This window comes from Cupriavidus sp. 05L411 (genome assembly GCF_056398045.1).
The window spans coordinates 1-14,126 of sequence record NZ_JBFTOQ010000055.1 but is presented as its reverse complement, the minus strand read 5'-3'; the positions used below and the strand labels follow the sequence as shown (position 1 = coordinate 14,126).

Below are 14,126 nucleotides of genomic sequence, written 5' to 3'. Positions count from 1 at the left end.
AAGCCACGTGAAAATTCGGCCACTAAGCAGCGGGGAAACGCAAGGGGATGCGCATGCGGATCTGTGCACCGCCATCTCGACGGTTGAGCACGGTCAGGTCGCCGCCGTGCGCAACGCAGATCGCTGAAGCGATCGACAGCCCCAGGCCACTACCCCCGGCGTGCCGCGAGCGCGAGGACTCGGCCCGCCAGAAGCGCTCGCATACCCGATCCAGATGTTCCTGCGTGAAGCCCGGTCCGCGGTCCTCGGCCAGCAGCATCACATCGCCCTCGGCAAATTCGGCGCGCAGCAGCAGCGCCTTGCCCGTGGCGGCATAGCGCAGTGCATTGTCGATCAGTACCGACAGCAATTGCCCGATGCGGTCGCGGTCCGCCAACAGCGCCAAGTGCCCCGGCACCTGCAGCCGCACCTGCATACCCGCGGCCTCCAGGGATGGGGCAGCCCAGGCAATCCGTTCCCGGCACAGGTCCTCCAGGGGGAATTCGCTCAGGTGGAGTGCCAGCTTGCCGATATGTGCCATCGACAGCAGATGCAAATCGTCGGTCAGTCGGGTGAGCTGCTGCAGCTGGCGCATGACCGTATCAAACTGCCCCGGCTCGGCCTGGAAAACTCCGTCGATAATGCCCTGCAGGCGCCCGATGGCAGCCGTCAATGGGGTGCGAAGTTCGTGGGCGATGGCCGCGCTGGACTCCTGCAACTCGCGATCGTAGCGCTGCAGTCGTTCGGCCATGTGATTGAAATCAGTCGCCAGATTCTGCAGCCCGGGTGGGGTGTGCGGCACCAGTTGTGCCCGTGAGGAGAAGTCGCCGGCGGCGATTTCTCCAGCCGAGAGCGCCACGGCGGTTAGCTGCCTTGAGAGTCGCAAGGATACCCACACGCCGCCGGCGACGATCAGGGGTAGTGCCAACGACACGAGCCCAGCGAAAATCAGCATGTCCTCGCGGATCACGTCTGGTGCGAAATAGTCGCCGTACAGATACTCCCCGTAGATCTGCCTCAAGCGCGCCTGATTTTCTGCGGGTGCGGCTTCCAGCAACTGGAGCTCCTGTCTCACCGGCTCGGGGACCGTCTCCCGCAAGCTGGCATTCCATAGCGCGAAGCGGAACCACATGCCGCCGCCGACCAGGGCCAGTGCCAATACGGCCAAGGCAATCATGCGCAGGCTGATCCAGCGCCACAGCGTATCGGAGCGGCCCTTGGTAGAGGTACGAGTGCTCATGAGGGATTCCTGAACCGATACCCAAGCCCACGCACTGTCACCAGCACACCGGTGACACCTGCGACCTCCAGTTTTCGGCGCAGGTTGTACATGTGCGCATCGACCACGCGTTCCATTGCATCGCTTTCCGGCTGGCAGGTGGCGAGCAACTCGCTGCGGGTGAACATCTTGCTCGGGGCCGCCATAAGTAGCGAGAGCAACTGGAACTCGGTGCGGGTCAGGACGAGTGGGGTAGAAACGCCATCGTCAGCATCGATCGACGCCAGCGCGGCATCCAGGTCGACCACCAGCCGCCCATGCCTCAGCCGCCCTGCTGTCGACAGCACCTGCCCATGCCAACGCCGCAATACGGCGTGCACCCGGGCCACCACCTCGCTAGGGTTGTACGGTTTGACCACGTAGTCGTCGGCGCCATAGAGCAGCGCGCTGATGCGCTGCGAATCACCGCCTACCGCGGTGACCATGATGACGGGTGTCGGCGCATGCTGGCGGATGGCGCTCAGCACCTCGTTGCCGTTGAGCCCTGGCAGCATGATGTCGAGCAACACCAGATCCGGCCGCCATCGGGCGTGCAGCTCCAGCGCCTGTATTCCATCGACCGCATGCTGGGTTTGGAAATTGTCCCGCTTCAGATACGCCGCCAGAACCTCGGCGCTGTCGAAGTCGTCCTCGACGATCAGGATGCGTTCTTGGCTCATCGCTGGAGCCTCTTCACGCAATCTTGATGATCTCTTGAAACTGCCTTGATGTCGCAATGCAAAGCTCACCTCCATGAACCGGTCGCTGGGACGCCGCCCCCATACACGCCTTTTATGAAGTTTATCGCTATCACGAGCGAATCACTCAAGTCAACAAAAGGGGGACGGTACGACCAGTGCAAGGACAGCGGCCGCCACGGGTCGTTCGGACATGGACTACATGGACTAGGAGTCAACGTGAATCACATGGACAAGCGTCTCATCGCGCTGTACGCCAGCGCCTTGTTGATCTGCGCTACGGGTACTGCGTCAGCGCAAGCCGAACGCGGTCCCGACCGGCGCTCGGAGCCCAAATCGGAAGTCAGCCTGGGCCTGGGCGTTGGAACAGCCCCTGAATACCTGGGCGCCAGGGACGTTCGCGTCCAGCCGGTGCTCATGGTGTTCATCAAGCAGGGCCCGTTCTACCTCGATAGCACCCGTGGCCTGGGATACCGCTACGAAACCGAATCCGGCCTGTTCTTCGGCCAGGCGTTCAACTGGGACCCGGGACGTACAGACCGTGATTCGAACTATCGCCCAGGGTCGGACCGCCTGCGGGGTATGGGGGCTGTCAAGGGCGCACTGGTGACTACGGCGGAGGTCGGCTACAGCTTCGCGCCCTGGCTGGCGGTGCGCGCTGAAGGGGAGTTCGCGCTGACCGAGCGCGATCGTGGCAATCGCTACAGCCTTGGCCTGGAAGGCGGCCTGTGGAGCGAGGGGAAGAACGAAGTCTGGTACTCGGTCAACGCCCACTTCTCCGACGGTCGCTTCGCCCAGTCCTATTTCGGTGTCACGCCGTCGCAAAGCTCGACCACCGGATTCTCACGCTACACGCCGGACCGTGGATTCTACGCGTACTCCGCCTCAGTGAATTGGGAGCACCGCTTTACCAAACATTGGTCGGCACTGATCAGTGTCAACGCCGTCGACCTCGCCGGCGACGCCGGCAAGAGTCCCATCGTGCAGGAGCGGTTCAACACCTTCGCCCTCGGCGCCATCAACTACACGTTCTGAAATGGGGTAATACATGAGAACTGAAAATCAGGTTGTTCAAGATCGCTGGGGATTCAAGCAGTTCGTCCAGGCCTCGGTGCCTGAAGGTTTCTAGCGCTCGCCAGTCATCATGCAAGGTATGTCTGGTCCGAACATCACGCGGGACGGCCAACCCTTTGTCAACTTCTCGGGGATCAACTACCTGGGCTGGCAGCAGGATAAATGTGTCCTGGCGGCGTTCTGCGCATCGGTCATGCGCTATGGCTTGTCGACCGGCGGCTCCCGGGCCACGCAGGGCGTGTGCGAACCTCATCATCGGCTTGAGCGGACCCTGAGCCGGCATCACGGCAAGGAAAAGACCCTCACGTTTGCCTCGGGCATGCTCGCCAACCTGGGCTTCATCAACGCGATGACGGCCAAGGTCAACTTCTCCTCCACCAGCAAGATCGACAATCGGGACGCGGTGCTGATCTTCGACCGTGATTGTCACTGGAGCCTGTGGAAGGCCGCAGCGCACCTCAAGTACGGCGAGCAGTTGCTGGCGTTCAAGCATAACGATGTCGCCGACCTTAGGCGTGTCCTTGGCCGGGTGCAAGGTAAGAAGGCGATCGTCGTGTTCGAGAGCGTCTACTCCTCGGACGGCAGCGTGGCGCCGATTGGACCCATCCTCGATGCCTGCGAGCAAGCCGGCGCCCTGAGCTACATCGACGACGCCAACGGATTCATGGTGTATGGCGAACCGCAGCGACCCTTCTACGAAGAGTTCAGCGCCGGGCCGACTTCATCATGATCTCGTTGCCCAAGTCGATCGGCCTTGAGGGTGGGGCAATCAGTGCCAATGCCGAGTACATCGACGCCCTCGAAGTGCTCAGCGGCACCTTGATCTTCACCGCCGCCATCCAGCCGCCAACGGCATGCGCGGCAGCCACGATCATCGAACGCCTGCAGGCCGACCCCGAGATCATAGATGACGACCTGCGGCGCACTCTTCAGTTCCGCCAGACACTGCTCGAGCTGGACTTGCCGTTGAACGAAGAACCGTCCTTCATCACCTCGGACTGACTCGCAGTTGGTCGTGCTGGGCGCGGCCACGCGTGCAGTCCTCCTGTCCCTGGTGTGGTGGATAAGCCCTGATGAACAAGATGACCTCCGTTACCGCGCTGTGCTCTGCGCTCGCCCTGCTGCTGGCCGGGTGCTCGTTGGCGTCTCGGTATGAGCGCCCAGCCGTGCCGCTCGCGACTGGTTACCCTCGTGGGGCGCAACCAGTCAACGCACCGCAGKTGACTGTCGCCGATCTAGGTTGGAAGCAGGCTCCAGCTCCTGATCCAGATCGCCCTGGACAACAACCAGGACCTGCAACTGGCCGCGCTCAATGTGCAGCGCGCCCAGGCTCAGTTCCGCATAGAGCGGGCTGCGCAGTGGCCTACCCTCAACGCCGCACTGCGGCAGAGCAAGGAGCGCCCATCACGCTGGACGGCTACGCGGCGTCTCACCGCGCGGTACGCGAAATTAAGACGGACGAGTTGCTGCCCGAGGAAACGACGTTGCGATCGTCGAAGTACGTGAACAACTTGATCGAGCAGGATCATCGCAACATCAAGTCCAGGGTCAATGCGATGCTCGGCTTCAAACGCTTCAGGAATGCGGCCGTTACGATTGCTATTTGCACCAGAGCCGCCGCTCTCTTGTGCACCGCCCGCACAGCATCGAGCACTTTTCCGGCATCGACAGGCGAGATCCGGTAGGCGGCGTCGCATAGTGCGCCTCCGATGGCTAGTACGTTGGGGTTGGCCCTGGAACTAAACACTGCACAGCTATCAGGAATCAGTGTGGACCAAACTCAAACCGCAACCACCTCGCCCCTGGATACGTTTGTCCTGACCGCGTCGGAGCCCGTGCAGGTCTCCTCCCTGGCGCAAGCACGGAATCCCATTGTCCCGCTGGCGCCCGAAAGGCAGTCCGCGGTGGACACGGCGGTCACCACCACGGTGGACGACTTCGTCGCCCGTGTGAGCGCGGCCGACCGCGAATCGGTCCATATCCTAGGGGCCACGTTCATCGGCACGCTGAAGCGGCGCGGTTCCGCCAGCCTGGCGGGCAGCAACAGGCGAACCATCGGCAATCTTCAGATCGTGTCAACGGAATGCTAGCCGGATTGTACCGTCGGTTCGCCGGCCCATGCGCTCAAGCAGCCGCATTCCGATTGGCGACCATCGCCGTATTGCGCGGCGCCGGGGTGTTGCGCGACAGAGGCTCGGCCATCGCACAGCGTGCGGCCCCATGGGCGTGCCAGTGTTGGCGTGATCAGTGTACCTCGCCGATGCCCCCCACGGCCTTGGCCGGATGCCGTGGGTCGGCAATCCGTGAAGCGTCGGCAGTCCGGTGTCTTTTGCGCTGCCGCGAAGTTCCCCTCATGGCCATCGCCACGCTCACGCCGATAGCGGTCAAGAGTGCGAGCCTGGGCGGTTTGACGGGGCTGGCAGGTAAATGAGATTGCCAGCCCCCGCGTCAACCGCCGAAGAACCCGTCAAAGAATCAAGCCACAACCACGGTCGGATCCCAGGTAACGTATCCAGCCAATACCTGGTTTTCGTTATCGTCATCCACGGTGAACAGCGCGGCGCAAGCCCAGAAATTCTGTGCCGTGCCCTTGCTGGCTACCAGGGTATCGCACCTGGAGAAGCTCTCCGGAACAAATTTGAAAGGATAGCCGTTAGGCGACGTCGGTTGGGCGGCCCCTTGAAGCGTGATGACGTTAACCACCGGGTTATTGAGAACGGAACCGCCCCCCGACAGGCTGTAGATAAAAGCCGCGCTGTCCGAATTGCCGGAGGTGCTGCTGCAGTAAAATGACAGCGTGTCGTTGACGTGGGCGTTGAGTGAAATGTTGCCAGGATCTCCTCCGGCGCTCCAGCCGCGGGGGTCGTCGGAAGCCATGTAGATATTCCCATGTCCGATCGGTGTGGGACTCGTTGGGTTCTGACTCAATGAGCCATTGGCAGCAATGATGGCTTCGACATTCATCGTTGTCATCACATTGATGGTGATACTCTGGCTTGAATCTGCGGCTGTCTTGCCTTTGACGGGTGCATTTGCCTCTGCCATGACGGTCTCCTCTCATCGCGCCTACTCTTTTTCCGGTTTTCGGCAATCCCGGTGAAATTCAGGATAAATGGGGGTGACCCCATCAATAAATCGCATTTAGCATAAAATTCAGAAAAATAAATCCGCATGTCGGAATTAAATTTGGCACGATCGTCATTCAAAAAATATAACACGGTGGACGATTCTATTAAAATATCCATCGCCCGTTCAGCGGCACGCAATGTGATGCGCGCGGTATTATTCACCGTCTTTGCTGATTTTATGGATTCGGGCGGTCAATATCGGCCACCGGGGTGCGGTGTTTTGTTCCGCCACGATGTGGAGAGTATGCCAGCGCATGCCTCATTGCAAATTCGTCATGCTTATATCAGCCATAACCATTGAGCGTTGAGGCGTTATTTCATTACATGCAGGAGCGATTATTTCTCGAATCCCCTATATCGGGGGGGGGGCGAAATCGCATTCCGTGCTCTTCTGCCGCCCCGTGGCCACCTCGCTCTAGCCGGCCGCGCCCCTGCCGCTGGAGAGGTCAATGCTCAAGGAAGCCGCGCCGGGAATGCGAAGAGTTCCGGGCGGCGCTGACGAGCGTGCCCTTGCGCAGGACATCGCCGGCTGGCTGGCACGAAAGGTGGCCCGTCGCCGAGACTGCCCGGCAACGGCGCGCGCGCCTACCAGCACAGATCGGCGGCCGAAGGCGGCCGGGCCTTGCCAAGATCAAAATCCGCCTCCCGCACGCCCCGTCGGCGTCAGCGACACCCAGTGCAACATCGTAGGCGAGCGCACCAGCCCGAGGTTGACCTGGATAGCCCAGCGGATGGGCGATGGCTGGCTGCCGCGCAATTCGATCGTATCCGCGGACAGCTTCAGATGCAGAAGGCGGCCGTCCTGCGCGGGCGCGAACGCCATTTCGCCGGCCACCGTGATACCGTCCTCGTGTACGCTTGCCAGCATGCAGGCAAGGCGCGACGCGGCCGGAGTGTCCGCTGGACCAGACATCGACCGAGCTTGCCTGCTGCGGCCGCAATGCCGTCTTGTACACGCGACAGCGCTAGCTCATGCCGTTGGCGGTATTCAAGCCATCCTCGAAAGTCAGCATGATGCGGCCCGCGGCATTCTGCGCTACCGACACAGGTTCCTGGGCTTCCTTTTCCGCGGCCAGCAAGCGGCGCTTGCCCAGACTGGGCTGGGCCGTGTTCGATTCGGCGACATAGATGTCGTGCGTCCAATTGCGGTTGCGGTCCGGACCGCGCGGCGGCAAGCCGGAGCTGCTGAAGAAGACATAGGCGGTTTCCCCGGGGCCGGCCGCCGTGCCGATGCCATGCATTTTGGCAAGCTGCACGAGGTCGCTGCAGGACCCTCAACAAAAGTCAGAGGAGAGCCGCCATGAACAGTCGCCAACCGCTACAGCCAACCGACGCGATTATCAAGCTCGAGCAAATCGGAGCCGTTTCTCGCCACGATGGCTCCTTGCTATTGCCTACGTCCCGGGTTCGCCATGGTCGGTGGCTGACCCTTTAAACCGGTCATGCATATCCATCCTGGCTTCGACTGGGATGCCGGCGGCAACGTGGTCCGAGAACTTAAGTGCGTGCCCGCTTGCATCAACCTGTCTTTGCGGACGTCAATGGTGAAGGGAGATCGGCCAGAATATCGTCGGATGCGTGCTGAAATCGGTCTATCAGAAAATCCAATAACGCCCGCACGCGGGGAGTCATGTACCGATTCTGGTGGAATACAGCATAGATTCCTGGCTCGCTTTCGATCAAATCTGGTAACAGGGCCTTGAGTGTGCCAGCACGAATATCCTCAGCGGCATCCCAGATCGTCTTGCGGGCAATGCCATATCCTCCCAGTGCCCATGCACGGGCCAACGCACCGTCATTGGTTTCCCACGCATTTTCCATCGCTACCGTGTGAGTCCAGTGCTTTCCCGCTGATGCAAAATGGAATTCGTTCCGTGGGCCGGCAGCCGTGACTAGGATGACGAACTGATGTGTAACCAAGTCTGCCGGGGTACGTGGCGTACCGTGTTTAGCCAGATATTCAGGAGACGCGCATAACACCCGCCAGTTTGGCGCGAGCCGACGTGCAATGAGCGAATCGTTATCCGGCTTTCCAAAACGAACCGCGAAGTCTACGTCATCGTGCAGTAGATCCGAGAGCGAGTCGGTCAACGTCAGGGCGACTTTCAATTCTGGCTGCGCACGGATGAAGTCATCCAGCCATTGACTAAGCTGATGACGACCGAAATCGGCTGATGCCGAAATACGAACTTTTCCACGCACCACATTCTGACTCGCATGGAGCGCGTCTTCGGCGTCCTCAATGGCTCTCAGGGCGATGCAGCAATGTCGATGATATAGCCGGCCCTCTTCGGTCAAGCGCAATTGCCTTGTACTGCGATCGAGCAACTTCGTGCGGAGCGCAGCTTCCAGTTTGGTCAGCCGAGCACTCGCAGCGGCTGGCGAAAAGCCCAGCTTGCGGCCCGCGGCAGACAGGCTGCCAAGTGCCGCCGCCTCTACGAACAAACGCATATCACCTAGTCGATCGGTCGCCATTTTTCATTTAGATTTGAATTTGATTCAAAATCTGCCCCAATTATCAAATCTATGTGTACCAGCCAAACTGCCTCCTTGCAACCCTGACCGAAAGGCGACAGCGAGAGGTGGACGGCATAATGGACAAGAGTAGCGGTACGGTAGCGGAGAGGATCGAGTGTGTGGCGCCGGCAGGCCGGCTTCCCATGTCAGGGTTGCTGGCGTTGACGATGGCTAGTTTTATTGCCACGGCCAACGAGACAGTGCCGGCTGGCTTGCTTCCGCAGATTGCTCAAGGATTTCATGTGACAGAGGCTTGGGCTGGGCAGCTTGTGACGAGCTGTGCACTCGGCTCAGGCATAGCCGCTATCCCGTTGACGACAGCCACGAGCAAATGGCAACGGCGGCACGTCCTGTTGCTGGTGCTGGTCGTATTTCTCGTTTGCAATGCGATAACGGCGGCGTCCTCGCATTATGTACTGACACTGGTTGCGCGCTTCGCAGTAGGGCTTGCCACGGGGCTTGCCTGGAGTCTCTTGGCAACCTATGCACGCAGTATGGTTCCTGTGTCCATGCAGGGCCGCGCGCTTGCGGTGGCAATGGTTGGCATCCCTTTAGCGTTATCGGTTGGCGTACCGTTGAGCGCCTGGCTCGGAACCATGATCGGCTGGCGCAGCGTTTTTGGCATTATGTCGGGAATGACGCTGGTGTTAATGGGCTGGGTTTTCTGGGCGGTTCCCGACTACCCCGGCCAGACGGCCGACGGTCGTTTGCCGATGAGGCAAGTCCTTGCCACCCCTGGCGTGCGACCTGTGCTGTTCGTCGTGATGGCTTGGATTCTTCCGCATTACATTCTCTACACCTATATCGCTCCCTTCCTGGCATCGGTCGGGCTAGCCGGCAATGTGGACTCCGTACTGCTTATCTTTGGCATGTCTGCCATGTTCGGCATATGGCTTGTCGGTTCTCTGGTTGACCGGTGGCTGCGTCTTCTGGTGCTGACCGGACTGGGTGCTTTTGCCTTGGTTTCACTGACATTCGGCTTGGGAAGCACGTCACTTGAAGTCATATGCGTTGCTGTGGCGATCTGGGGTTTGAGCTTTAGCGGTGCGCCGACGTTGTTGCAAACCGCATTGGCCGATGCAGCGGGTAACGGTGCTGACGTTGCGCAATCCATGCTGGTAACCGTGTTCAATCTCTCGTTCGCCGGCAGCGGGATTATTGGCGGGATACTGCTTGAGTCCGCAGGTGCCAAATCTTTTCCTTGGGTAGTGCTGTTGATACTGATGATTGGTTTCCTCACCGCTTGGCGCGCGAACACCTATGGGTTTACGTCTGGCCCGCGTCGATGAACGTTTGATCTAGTGGCTCGACCGTGGGATTCATGACGGCGTTTGAGGTTTATTAATGGAGCTTCGACATCTACGCAGTTTCCTGGCCGTGGCCGAAGAACTCCATTTCGCCCGCGCAGCCGAGAAGCTGCACATCGAGCAGTCGCCCTTGTCCCGTGCGATCAAGGAACTGGAAGAAGACCTTGGTGTGCAGCTTTTTGTACGCACCCAAGCGCCCCATCAAGCCGGAGTTGGCTAGCAGCCGAAGCAGCGCCGAACGCCACTCGGCCTAACAGCGCAGTCGCTCCTGCAGTGCCACTGCCAAGGAGGATCGCGTGCTCAAGCGTTCAAGAATGTCCGCAGCGCGCTTGGACGGGCCGTCAACTAGCTTTTTCAGTGGCCGGTGCTATCTTGAAGTATCGGCGCGCCGGCGAGCGGCGGCGTCGGTTTGCCCACCCACTGCCAGCGACAACGTTAAGCGGCAGGAGCGCCTGAGGCAAAAGTCTGGCTACCGGGCAGCGACTATGTAAGGAGAAGGTGGATCATGAAGATGCTACTCACAGTCGAATTTCCTCATGAGCCCTTCAACGTTCTCGTCAGGGGCGGGAAGGTGGGCGAGGTCATTGAGCGTATCCTGGAAACGATCAAGCCGGAAGCAGCGTACTTTACCGAGCAAGACGGAATGCGCTGCGGGGTATTCCTGATCAACGTCGAAAATCCATCTGACGTTCCCGCTTTTGCTGAGCCCTTCTTCCTCAACTTCCAGGCCAACTGCAAGTTCCGCATTGTGATGAGCCAGGAGGACCTCCAAAAGGCTGGTCTGGAGGCACTAGGGAAGAAGTGGGCGTGATGAGTGGTCGGTGAAATCGGTAATGAACGGCCTCCCGACGGCCCCGTCCGAGAGTGCACCACTATCTTCCGCATAAGCTCCGGCATGAGCAGGTGAGGTTGGCGAAAGGAAGGGACCGCTACCGCGAACGTCAAGGGCAACCCATGGGCGATTGTTAATTTCATAATCATGAAATTATTCTGTTGGGTACGTAGAGACCAACAGCACCGACGATGGGCACCGATACAAAAAGGTCCGGAGGCAAGTCTTCCTGAATGAGGGCCATGCCACAGCGTCAAAATGCGGCCGTCCCCCAATGATTGATCGTGGCAAGCCGGTTAATCTTCGGGTCACAGGGGGCCGGCCCATATGGTACCTAACTGATACCATATTGGTATCCAACAGATGCCATTTGACTTCCCATGGTGGGCGGATAGGGTGCAGCGGGCCTTCATTTCGAGCAGACGGTAGAAGATCTCCAGGTAGTTTCTCGAGGCAACAGCCGACCACTGCCGTAGCGATGGCCTTATATCGGCGCCGGAGTTGCGAAACCGCCGTAGGTGCACCGTGCAGCGCGGAATTTCGTGACAAGCAGCTACGCCTAATTCGCGCCACGCTAATAGTGGGAGCTGCTATCATGCCGCGCACCGCACGCGGGTGTAGCTCAATGGTAGAGCAGAAGCCTTCCAAGCTTATGACGAGGGTCCCGCTCCATCGGGGCCTCTAGTTCATGCCTGGTTGGAGCAGCGGACTCATAATCCGGTGGTGCCGTGTTCGATTCACGGGAGGCGCACCATTCAAATCAAGGGGTTATCACGTTCTGCGTTGTAGTCTCTTGTCCGTTCTGGCTTCCATCTAACCGACTGGCGGGCGGGTTCCAACAATGGCAGCCCGGTCGGCACCACGACACAGACACCGTCAAAAGAGAAGGCCCTCAGCCGCACGGGCTAGGGGCCAAACTTCCAAGAAGAAATCTGGCGACGCTCGCAAGTCACCCACGTTTAGTATCCGCTCGCCCCGCGCCAGCCCGAAACCTTGGTTCAGCATGGGCACGCCCACCGAGGTGCTGGCGCAGTTCTCGCACAACCTCCGCGACAAGATGCGCGTGCCCATCGACCGTCCCGGCATGCCGGACGCGCGCGGAGGCGCAGCGCGACCACACGCGGACCGCGGTGGTCCTCCGCGACGATGGGCACGCGATGCTTGATGTGTTTGTGCGGCGCCTTGAGAAAGCAACAACCACGCAAAGTTACAGCGAACCGCAGCTCTTCCCGAAAGGAGGGAAGTCTCAGTACGTACCCATATAGTCACGCTTGCCAATTTCCACACCGTTATGGCGCAGGATCGCGTACGTGGTGGTGACATGGAAGTAGAACTGGGGAAGCCCGTAACTCAGCAGGTACGACTGGCCGGTGAATTTCTTCTCCTTCGGCGTGCCCGGGCGGGTAACGATTTGGCGCTCCTCGTTGCCATCGATCTGTGCCGACGTGAAGCCTTCGATGAAAGCCAGAGTTTTGCTGATAAGCGCTTGCAACTCCGCGAAAGTCTGCTCGGTGTCCTCGTACTTGGGAACTTCCACACCGGCAAGACGTGCAGACACGCCCCTGGCGAAATCGGCGGCAATCTGCACTTGGCGGATCAAGGGCAACATATCAGGAAACAAGCGGGCTTGCAGTATTGCGCTTGGATCGATGTTCTTCGCAACAGCATGCTCTTCCGTCTTGGCCAGAATAGCGCTAACGCTGTTCAGCATTTGCTTGAAGAGCGGAACAGAGGTGGCGTACAGGGAAATGGCCATGGAACTTCCTTTAGTTGAATGTGACTCAATTATAGACAGGAACCGACGGGCCCTACTGGTATCGACTCGCCACACCTCCTGATTGCCGAGAGGAAGAACGCTCGGCAAGGGTGGTTTGTTCCCGCCTGCGCTGCGGTCCCGCCGAAGCGGGCTGCAGCAATGTGGCGGTGGCGCTAGTACGCGCGCAGGCGGGCCGTCTGTCGTGCGGAGATTCGATGGCTGCTCGAACTGGGCGCGGCGCGGAGATCGCCCGAACGTCGTCTTGAAGGCGCGCGGCGAGTGCGCCGTCGTGGTGCCCTGCCCCACAGACCAGGTTACTTGATTTGGTATGACTCAGATTAAGGGCATGGAGCTGATAATCCTCGCTATCATTAGGGGGCCACCCCTCGGCTCGATCATGAAAACTTTGTTTCTTGTGCGGCATGCCAAATCGAGTCGCGACGATCCATCCTTGCCCGATCGGCTTCGACCCTTGGACGATCGCGGCCGTCATGACGCATCCAAGATGGGCAAGCGCCTGGCTGATCGCGGGGTGGAGCCCGATCTGCTCGTGTCGAGCCCGGCGTTGCGTGCGCTGACCACGGCACAACTCATCGCCGACGAGATTGGCTACAAGCGCAAGGACATCGTCATCGATGAAATCCTCTACGCCAGCAGCCCGGACAACTTGCTCTCCGTAATCTGCGCACTCGACGACGGACTAGGCCGCGTGATGCTCTTCGGCCACAATCCCGAGTTCGCCGGCCTTGCACACCGACTATCTAGCACGATCATAGACATGGCCACATGCGCCATCGCGGAGTTCTGCTTCGATGCAAAGGCGTGGGCGGATGTCGCGGAGATCGGCCCGACGAAGGTGAGGATGGACGCACCGAAGAAATAGTGCAGACTTCGCCGAGAAGCCCTTGCCCAAACATGACCACCTGCCCCTCGCTAGCCACACCAACACGCCCGTCGACGCAGCCTTGCAGGCCAATCTCTCCAAAGGCGTGGCCGCTGTCCGTGCGCAGTTCTCCGATACTCGCGAGTGCTGGAGCAGTTCTGGCAGGATCTGCGCGACAAGATGCACGTGACCATCGCGCACCCCGAGCTGCCGGACGCGCTCAGGGCGATTGCCGCCAATGCCGTGCAATCGATCTGGCAGGCCGCCAACGAGGCGGCCGCCGGYGAACTCGCCGCGTTGCGGGCCGAAGCGCGGCTGCAGGCAAGCGAGGCGGAGGCGCAGCGCGACCAGGCGTGGGCCGCGGTAGTGGCGGCCGAGCAGGAGACAGTAGTTGTGCAGGGCGAACTCGACGCCGCCCAGCGCGCGCGTGCGGCGCTACAAGGCGAGCTGGAAGCCGAGCGGCAGGCCCACGCGGCCGCGCAGACGCGCAAGGAGGAAGGCCGGCGCCAGATCGAGGCACTCCCTGCATACTGACCCGCTTTTCCGCCACGTTTCCACGGATCAATGTAGAACCAACACACTCCCTTCGCTCAAGAGGTTGAATCGATAAGGCGAGCCGGAGAATTGCTCGGCGACTTTCCAGACCGGCTCCTGGTACAGGGCATAGGTGGAATGGTGGATGGGCAACACGGTC

General features: G+C 60.2%; 16 protein-coding genes, 1 tRNA gene and 2 pseudogenes. 12 read left to right on the top strand and 7 right to left on the bottom strand.

All coding sequences use genetic code 11. From position 1 onward, the window contains the following. Positions 1 to 22 precede the first annotated feature (22 nt). Positions 23 to 1,219, bottom strand: a complete 1,197-nt coding sequence (locus AC1DQR_RS35620; protein WP_416047079.1) for a sensor histidine kinase — start codon at positions 1,217 to 1,219, stop codon at positions 23 to 25. Further along, entirely contained in the window at positions 1,216 to 1,917 is a 702-nt protein-coding gene (locus AC1DQR_RS35615) for a response regulator transcription factor (protein ID WP_416047078.1), read from the bottom strand. The genes AC1DQR_RS35620 and AC1DQR_RS35615 overlap by 4 nt, the downstream gene beginning before the upstream one ends. Before the next feature lie 246 nt (positions 1,918 to 2,163). On the opposite strand from AC1DQR_RS35615, the gene AC1DQR_RS35610 reads away from it, so the two are divergent. The 5 genes and pseudogenes from AC1DQR_RS35610 (at position 2,164) to AC1DQR_RS35590 (ending at position 5,099) form a co-directional block, all read left to right on the top strand. Then, positions 2,164 to 2,970 carry a MipA/OmpV family protein gene (locus tag AC1DQR_RS35610; protein ID WP_416047077.1) on the top strand — a complete coding sequence of 269 codons (807 nt, stop codon included), beginning with the start codon at positions 2,164 to 2,166 and terminating at the stop codon, positions 2,968 to 2,970. A 109-nt stretch (positions 2,971 to 3,079) separates the two neighbouring features. Further along, the gene (locus AC1DQR_RS35605) at positions 3,080 to 3,739 is read left to right on the top strand and encodes an aminotransferase class I/II-fold pyridoxal phosphate-dependent enzyme (protein ID WP_477134733.1); all 660 of its coding nucleotides are present in this window, start codon (positions 3,080 to 3,082) and stop codon (positions 3,737 to 3,739) included. Next, positions 3,736 to 4,011 carry an aminotransferase class I/II-fold pyridoxal phosphate-dependent enzyme gene (locus AC1DQR_RS35600; protein WP_477134732.1) on the top strand — a complete coding sequence of 92 codons (276 nt, stop codon included), beginning with the start codon at positions 3,736 to 3,738 and terminating at the stop codon, positions 4,009 to 4,011. The genes AC1DQR_RS35605 and AC1DQR_RS35600 overlap by 4 nt, the downstream gene beginning before the upstream one ends. Positions 4,012 to 4,400: 389 nt before the next feature. Further along, positions 4,401 to 4,694: pseudogene (locus AC1DQR_RS35595) on the top strand (DDE-type integrase/transposase/recombinase); the annotation flags it as partial. An 84-nt stretch (positions 4,695 to 4,778) separates the two neighbouring features. Then, a complete protein-coding gene (locus tag AC1DQR_RS35590; RefSeq protein WP_416047074.1) occupies positions 4,779 to 5,099 on the top strand; it encodes a hypothetical protein in 321 nt (106 codons plus the stop codon). A 385-nt stretch (positions 5,100 to 5,484) separates the two neighbouring features. Here AC1DQR_RS35590 and AC1DQR_RS35585 read toward each other — a convergent pair whose 3' ends face one another. Then, complete coding sequence (locus tag AC1DQR_RS35585) at positions 5,485 to 6,054, bottom strand: inclusion body family protein (protein WP_477134731.1); 570 nt, start codon at positions 6,052 to 6,054, stop codon at positions 5,485 to 5,487. Between the two features lie 126 nt (positions 6,055 to 6,180). Here AC1DQR_RS35585 and AC1DQR_RS35580 point away from each other — a divergent pair, with 126 nt between their 5' ends. Beyond that, positions 6,181 to 6,438: a hypothetical protein gene (locus AC1DQR_RS35580; RefSeq protein WP_477134730.1), complete on the top strand. Its 258-nt coding sequence runs from the start codon at positions 6,181 to 6,183 to the stop codon at positions 6,436 to 6,438. Between the two features lie 330 nt (positions 6,439 to 6,768). On the opposite strand, the gene AC1DQR_RS35575 is transcribed toward AC1DQR_RS35580, so the two are convergent. From AC1DQR_RS35575 to AC1DQR_RS35565, 3 genes are all read right to left on the bottom strand, one after another. Continuing rightward, on the bottom strand, positions 6,769 to 7,005 hold the full coding sequence (locus AC1DQR_RS35575) for a hypothetical protein (RefSeq protein ID WP_477134729.1): 237 nt from the start codon (positions 7,003 to 7,005) through the stop codon (positions 6,769 to 6,771). Between the two features lie 97 nt (positions 7,006 to 7,102). After that, positions 7,103 to 7,393: a hypothetical protein gene (locus tag AC1DQR_RS35570; RefSeq protein ID WP_477134728.1), complete on the bottom strand. Its 291-nt coding sequence runs from the start codon at positions 7,391 to 7,393 to the stop codon at positions 7,103 to 7,105. A gap of 262 nt (positions 7,394 to 7,655) precedes the next feature. Beyond that, positions 7,656 to 8,612 carry a LysR family transcriptional regulator gene (locus AC1DQR_RS35565; protein ID WP_477134727.1) on the bottom strand — a complete coding sequence of 319 codons (957 nt, stop codon included), beginning with the start codon at positions 8,610 to 8,612 and terminating at the stop codon, positions 7,656 to 7,658. A gap of 185 nt (positions 8,613 to 8,797) precedes the next feature. On the opposite strand from AC1DQR_RS35565, the gene AC1DQR_RS35560 reads away from it, so the two are divergent. The 4 genes and pseudogenes from AC1DQR_RS35560 to AC1DQR_RS35545 all read left to right on the top strand — a co-directional run bounded on the left by AC1DQR_RS35560 (position 8,798) and on the right by AC1DQR_RS35545 (position 11,547). Beyond that, positions 8,798 to 9,943: an MFS transporter gene (locus tag AC1DQR_RS35560; RefSeq protein WP_477134726.1), complete on the top strand. Its 1,146-nt coding sequence runs from the start codon at positions 8,798 to 8,800 to the stop codon at positions 9,941 to 9,943. A gap of 55 nt (positions 9,944 to 9,998) precedes the next feature. Then, a pseudogene (locus AC1DQR_RS35555) lies at positions 9,999 to 10,151 on the top strand (LysR family transcriptional regulator); the annotation flags it as partial. 315 nt (positions 10,152 to 10,466) lie between these two features. Continuing rightward, a complete protein-coding gene (locus AC1DQR_RS35550; RefSeq protein ID WP_267602716.1) occupies positions 10,467 to 10,772 on the top strand; it encodes a panthothenate synthetase in 306 nt (101 codons plus the stop codon). A gap of 696 nt (positions 10,773 to 11,468) precedes the next feature. Then, positions 11,469 to 11,547: transfer RNA gene (locus AC1DQR_RS35545), tRNA-Ile, on the top strand. A 492-nt stretch (positions 11,548 to 12,039) separates the two neighbouring features. Here AC1DQR_RS35545 and AC1DQR_RS35540 read toward each other — a convergent pair. Beyond that, entirely contained in the window at positions 12,040 to 12,549 is a 510-nt protein-coding gene (locus AC1DQR_RS35540) for a DUF1993 domain-containing protein (protein WP_477134725.1), read from the bottom strand. 397 nt (positions 12,550 to 12,946) lie between these two features. On the opposite strand from AC1DQR_RS35540, the gene AC1DQR_RS35535 reads away from it, so the two are divergent. Then, positions 12,947 to 13,432, top strand: a complete 486-nt coding sequence (locus AC1DQR_RS35535; RefSeq protein WP_416047065.1) for a SixA phosphatase family protein — start codon at positions 12,947 to 12,949, stop codon at positions 13,430 to 13,432. A gap of 144 nt (positions 13,433 to 13,576) precedes the next feature. Further along, a complete protein-coding gene (locus tag AC1DQR_RS35530) occupies positions 13,577 to 13,966 on the top strand; it encodes a hypothetical protein (RefSeq protein ID WP_477134724.1) in 390 nt (129 codons plus the stop codon). Positions 13,967 to 14,126 lie beyond the last annotated feature (160 nt).